At 37.2% G+C, this 6,004-nt stretch carries 6 protein-coding genes; 2 read left to right on the forward strand and 4 right to left on the reverse strand.

Features of this window, described 5'->3' with window-relative positions; genetic code table 11:
- From I5M32_RS08065 to I5M32_RS08080, 4 genes are all read right to left on the reverse strand, one after another.
- Positions 1-708, reverse strand: a complete 708-nt coding sequence (locus I5M32_RS08065; RefSeq protein WP_200585711.1) for a hypothetical protein — start codon at positions 706-708, stop codon at positions 1-3.
- A 97-nt stretch (positions 709-805) separates the two neighbouring features.
- A complete protein-coding gene (gene purD, locus I5M32_RS08070; protein WP_200585712.1) occupies positions 806-2,080 on the reverse strand; it encodes a phosphoribosylamine--glycine ligase in 1,275 nt (424 codons plus the stop codon).
- Between the two features lie 203 nt (positions 2,081-2,283).
- On the reverse strand, positions 2,284-2,691 hold the full coding sequence (locus I5M32_RS08075; RefSeq protein ID WP_200585714.1) for a DoxX family protein: 408 nt from the start codon (positions 2,689-2,691) through the stop codon (positions 2,284-2,286).
- Between the two features lie 83 nt (positions 2,692-2,774).
- A complete protein-coding gene (locus I5M32_RS08080; protein ID WP_200585716.1) occupies positions 2,775-3,665 on the reverse strand; it encodes a S66 peptidase family protein in 891 nt (296 codons plus the stop codon).
- A 110-nt stretch (positions 3,666-3,775) separates the two neighbouring features.
- Here I5M32_RS08080 and I5M32_RS08085 point away from each other — a divergent pair, with 110 nt between their 5' ends.
- Positions 3,776-5,443 (forward strand): ATP-binding protein, encoded by a 1,668-nt coding sequence (locus tag I5M32_RS08085; protein WP_200585718.1) that lies wholly within the window; start codon positions 3,776-3,778, stop codon positions 5,441-5,443.
- A 1-nt stretch (position 5,444) separates the two neighbouring features.
- Complete coding sequence (locus I5M32_RS08090) at positions 5,445-5,948, forward strand: response regulator (protein ID WP_200585720.1); 504 nt, start codon at positions 5,445-5,447, stop codon at positions 5,946-5,948.
- Positions 5,949-6,004: the final 56 nt, after the last annotated feature.

Consider the following 6,004-nt stretch of genomic DNA (forward strand, 5'->3'; position numbering starts at 1 on the left):
CTACCTTTGGATAAAAAAGCCGATCGCCGCAAACACCGCACCAACAATGGAGATGATAAAGGCCGATCGCCCAAAGATAAACCCCAAGGCTAAACCCGCAAGCCCCAATACCAAACCGGCCCACATCAGGTTTTTACCTCTTTGATCAGCTTGTTTGGATTGTTTTTCTAAATCTGGGTTTTTAGATTTTATATCGTTAAACGCCAATGCCCTAATCTCGGCAGCATTTTTACCCGCCGATTTTATTTTGCTATCTATGGGTCTTAAATCTTTATCTTTTGTAAAACCTGTTTTAAACGGCAACTTTAAAGCCCCATTTAATTTATCGGCAGTAGATGGAACTGCCCTAGGCCGATCAACTTTAGAGTTGTTTGTAGCCAAAGTGCCTTTGGATATTGATGCGCCCTTACTTTTTTTTTGAAACGCCCCCGCTTTTTTTTTATTTACTACATAAGGATAGTTAGGTTCAACTCCTTTTGTTTGATCTGCAAAAAAACCTGAAGATTGATCATAATAGACCGTTTTGTCTTTTTCTTTTAAATCGATGGTTATATCAACTTGATTTACCGTATCGCTTTGGGGCACATATTTTCTAGCTTTTTGTATTTTTTCTGGGTTAATGTTTATCCACTCGTAATTACGGGCGCAAGAAGATAGCAGCATTAGGGTTGCCAATAATCCTAGAACATACTTACCCGATTTATACATTGGTTGAAATTTGTGTTTTACTTATACGTTTTAATAAAGATAATAGTTTATTTTTAATAATGGATTGGATTAATTATGGCTTTTTTTGCCCAAAAATCTACAATAGATCAAATCCTATATCTTTTCTAAACGTTGCTCCATCATAATAAACCCTTCCTGCATCGGCAGTAGCCTGTTGTAAGGCATCAAAAAGGTTGTTTTGCAAAGTTGTTACTGCCAATACCCTGCCAGCGTTAGTTTTTACTATGCCGTTTTCTAGATCGGTACCAGCATGAAACACCATACTTTCTTTGATGTTTTCTAAGCCGGTTATAGATTTGCCTTTAATATATTCTCCTGGGTAACCCGCAGAAACCAACATCACACTTGCCGCGGTCTTATCAGAAACCTTTAGTTGATAACTTTTTATGTTTCCATCGGCCACAGCCTTTAATAATGCTACAAAATCACTTTCTATCCTTGGCAAAACGCTTTCCGTTTCGGGATCTCCCATCCTACAATTGTATTCAATTACTTTTGGGTCTCCATCTTTGTTCATCAAACCAATAAAAATGAACCCTTTATAATTGATTTTTTCTTCTTTTAGCCCGTCAATTGTTGGAATAACGATAGTATCTTCCACTTTTTTGATGAAGGCCTCATCCGCAAAGGGAACCGGAGAAACAGAACCCATACCGCCTGTATTTAAGCCTGTATCGGCTTCGCCAATCCTCTTGTAATCTTTTGCAGAAGGTAAAATCACATAATCCTTACCATCTGTTACCACAAAAACAGAAAGTTCTATCCCTGTTAAAAACTCTTCTATAACTACCTTTTCGCTAGCTGCGCCAAACTTAGCTTCTGCCAACATTAAAGTTAGTTCATGCTGTGCCTGGGCCATATCGTTACAAATTAACACGCCTTTTCCTGCCGCCAAACCATCTGCTTTTAAAACCACCGGCATTGGGTGATGCTTTAGATAAGTTAAGCCCTGTTTTAGAGTTTCTTTGGTAAAAGTTTGTGAAGCCGCAGTTGGCACATGGTATTTTTCCATAAAAATCTTGGAAAAATCCTTGCTCCCCTCTAGTTGCGCACCATCTTTCTTAGGCCCAATTACCGCCACGTTCTTTAGCTCTTCATCAGCCAAAAAGAAATCATGAATACCTTTAACCAATGGTTCTTCTGGCCCAACCAAAACCAGATTGATGGTGTTTTTTAATACAAATTCTTTGATCCCTTTAAAATCGGTGGTGTTTAGCGCAATATTTTTACCGTAGGCACCGGTACCTGCATTGCCCGGTGCGATAAATAAATTGCTGCATAAAATACTTTGGGAAATTTTCCAAGCGAATGCACTTTCTCTGCCGCCAGATCCAAGGATTAAAATATTCATGCACCAAAAATAGCACATCTGTTTTATTCCCGAAGGTTTAATTTGAAATAATAGCAGATATGAAGATGATTATCTGTTTCTTCATGTAGATCCGCCAAACGGCGGAAAGACATCTCGCTCGCAAAGTTTCCACGTAAAAGCACACTTATGTGATGTCTGTTATCCTGGATAGGGAGCTTATTGGTTTGGGTAGGTTGTAAGATTTACTTTTTATCTACACTGTATTTCCCCGGGCCCACAAAAAACAGAATAAAAAATGCCAATCCGGTCTCAATTGCGTGGGCAGCTCCCATCCAGCCATCGCCAGAGGCAAAATGATTGGTGCCGGCAACTATCAAAGTAAATATGATAAGCAAGATAGCGGGCCTGAAAAGCAAACCTAATATGATTAATAAACCGCCGATGCCTTCTGCAAAACCAGCCATAAACCCCCAAAATGCCGGCAAAAATGTTACGCCCAAATGTTGCATGGTGCCGCCGATAGCTTCCCATTTTGCTGGACCGGCCATTAATTTTGGTATGCCGTGAAACATCATCATTCCGCCTAAACCGATGCGCCCGATCAATAATCCTAAATTTTTGTAATTTGTTGTTTTTGTTAGATATGCCATAATTAAGGTGTGAGGTAAAAGGTTTAAGGTAAAAGGTTTAAGGTGTGAGGTTTAAGGTTTAAGGTAAGTAAATCATCCTAACTTTAAAACCTGATTTTTACTATTTCTTTTGTAACGCTAAGTTTAGTTTCTCTACCAAATATCAAAGCCCTGTTATCGGGTAAATGCCCCGCCGGGAAACCATAGCAAACCGGGTAATTATATTTCGAAACAATAGTTTCGATGATATCATAAGCAGAGTAACCAAACGGAATATCGTTCACTTTAATATTTGTAAAGCCGCCCACAATTAAACCCGTTAAATTTTTAAGTTTCCCCGCTCTATCTAAAGTACGCATCATCCTATCAATAGCATATTCATACTCGCCAACTTCTTCTATAAAAAGTATTTTATCATCATAAGAAATATCATTTTTGGCATTTATGCAAGCGGTTAACAAGGTTAAATTTCCACCAATTAGTTCTGCTTGGCCTTCGCCGATTTTATTTTTCCCGTGGGCAGCGATCTCATACTCCAAGGTTTCCCCAAATAAAACTTTACGCAAGCTTTCTAATCCTTCTATGCTGCTTTCGCTGATGTTTACCGGCATTTGGGCATGTAAACTTTGCAAGCCCATGCTTTGCAGCTGCAAATGAAAAACGGTTATATCGCTAAAACCGATCAACCATCTTGGGTTTTTTATAAGTGGTGTCCAATTGATCCTATCTACAATCCTGATGCACCCATAACCACCTCTTGCGGCAATAATTGCTTTGATTTCTTTATCGTTGATAAATTTCTGCATATCAGCAGTTCTTAATTCATCGGTGCCGGCAAACTGATGAAAAACCGTATGAACGCTTTCGCCCAAAACCACTTCTAATCCCCAATCTTCTAATAATTTTATGGCATCCACCATAGGTGCTTTTAAACTTTTTGCAGGGCAAGTGATGGCAATTTTGTCTCCTTTTTTTAGAATTTGTGGGTTAATCATTTTGTAAAATTACATTATGTTCTAATTCTACAGAATATTTATTTTAAACAACAATCTCTTTAGTTGTTAGAACCCTAAATATTTTTTTAATTTAGGCTAAACAAGCTGTTTTGAAACTATATCCGTTTTTTATTTTTGCCTTATTGCTTTTTTGCTCTTGCAATTACGGAGCAAGAAACAGCGTTTCTTCCGATGAAAATTTAGATTATAAAACCGCATTTCAATTTAGGGAATCAGGAAAGGCAGATAGTGCCTTTTATTATTTTAACCAAGCAAAAGATGCTTTTTTGATCAAAAGAGACAGCTTTATGGCGGGCAAGTGTTTGGTAAATATGGCCATGATCGCAACGGCCCATGGCGATAGTTTTGGCGGACAAGAACTTTCTTTAGATGCTCTTCCCTATTTTAAAACGGATAGCCTTAACCATCGTGTTTACTTGCGCTCTAACTATAATAATTTGGGCATAAGTTCTTTTCAGCTTAAAGAATACAGAAAAGCGATTGAATTTTATCAAAAGGCCTTATACTTTACCGATGATAGTTCGGACGTTTTGGTGGTTAAAAACAACATCGCCCATGCTTATCAACAAAATAAAGAATACGATAAAGCTGTAGAAATTTTTGAAACCATATTAAAACCCGACAAAGACCCAGAAAACTACGCCCGTATCTTATCAAATTTTGCACACACAAAGTGGCTTCAAAACCCAAGGGAAAATATTGTGCCTTCGTTGTTCAAAGCATTAAATATCCGTAAAAAACAAAAAGATCTATGGGGACAATGTGCCAGTTATGAATATCTATCAGATTATTACCTAAGCCCAAAGCCAGACTCTGCCTTGTTTTTCTCTAAGAAGATGTATGCTTTGGCCAGTGAAATGAATTTGCCCGATGACCGTTTAGAAGCATTAAAAAAATTGGTTATGCTGAGCAAAACGGATAGTTCTAAAATCTATTTTGAGCGATACCAAAATTTGGATGATAGTTTGCAAACGGCAAGAAGCAGGGCAAAAAACCAATTTGCCCTAATTAGGTACGAAACAGAAAAGCACAAGGCCGATAATTTAAAGCTTCAAAAAGAGAATAGCGACAGAAACCGATATATTGGCTGTTTGATTTTTTTACTGATAACCGGCGGCATTGGGACTGGCTTTTGGTACAAAAAGCGTAAACAAAGGCTACAACTAGAGGCCGAAAAAGCAATAAGGGAAAACCAGCTAAAAACTTCTAAAAAGGTACATGATGTGGTTGCTAATGGTTTGTACAGGTTAATGTCGGCAATGGAAAACAATGTTGACCTAGACCAAGAAAAATTGTTGGACGATATGGAAATCTTGTATGAAAGATCAAGGGATATCTCTTACGAAGATGATAGCTACAATAATCTTGACTTAAATTTCAAAGATTTTGTGAAAAATCTGCTCGGTTCTTTTGCAACTGAAACGGTAAAGATAATTATCTCTGGAAACTCCGTCTCTTTATGGGAAAACGTAACACCGATCATCAAGCATGAGCTTCATCAGATATTGTTAGAATTGATGGTAAACATGAAAAAGCACAGCAATGCCACCCAAATAGTTTTAAGGTTTACAAAAGATGGCAATGCAATTAAAATTTTTTATAGGGATAATGGAAAAGGTTTGCCCGAAAATCAAAAAATAGGCAATGGATTTAGAAATACGGGAAACCGTATAAATGGAATTGGCGGGAACATTAATTTTGTAAATGGTAAAAATGGAGGCTTAGAAATAAACATCCAATTTCCGTTATCTAATTAAGATGATTAAAAAAGTATTGATTGCCGAAGACCATGAAAGCGCAAATATTTCTGTAAGGAAAACCTTGGAAGATTTAGGCATTTCACAACCCACATACACTTATTATTGCGATGATGCTTTTTTACAGGTTGAAAAAGCGATTGCAGAAAACAAACCGTTTGACCTTTTAATTACTGATCTTTCTTTTGATGAGGATGACAGACCGCAAAAAATTGCTGACGGTATAGAATTGATAAAAGTGATCAGAAACCTGCAGCCAAAAATAAAAGTGTTGGTTTTTTCTGGTGAAGGCAAAATGGCGATGATCGATCATCTTTTTAAAGAATCGAAAATTAACGCTTATGTGCGCAAAGCGAGGAGAGATGTAGAAGAATTGAAAAATGCTTTATTGGCGATACAAAAAAATAAAAACTACATCAGCAAACCGTTAAGGCGATCCATCAACCAAAAAAACACATTTGAATTTAGCACTTATGATATTTCTATAATTAATTCAAGTTGCTAGTTAATTGCTTTGCTTAATTGCAAACCAAAAACAAACAGGGTTAATTTTATTAGAAA

It is taken from the genome of Pedobacter segetis, assembly GCF_016623585.1.
Classification (GTDB): domain Bacteria; phylum Bacteroidota; class Bacteroidia; order Sphingobacteriales; family Sphingobacteriaceae; genus Pseudopedobacter; species Pseudopedobacter segetis.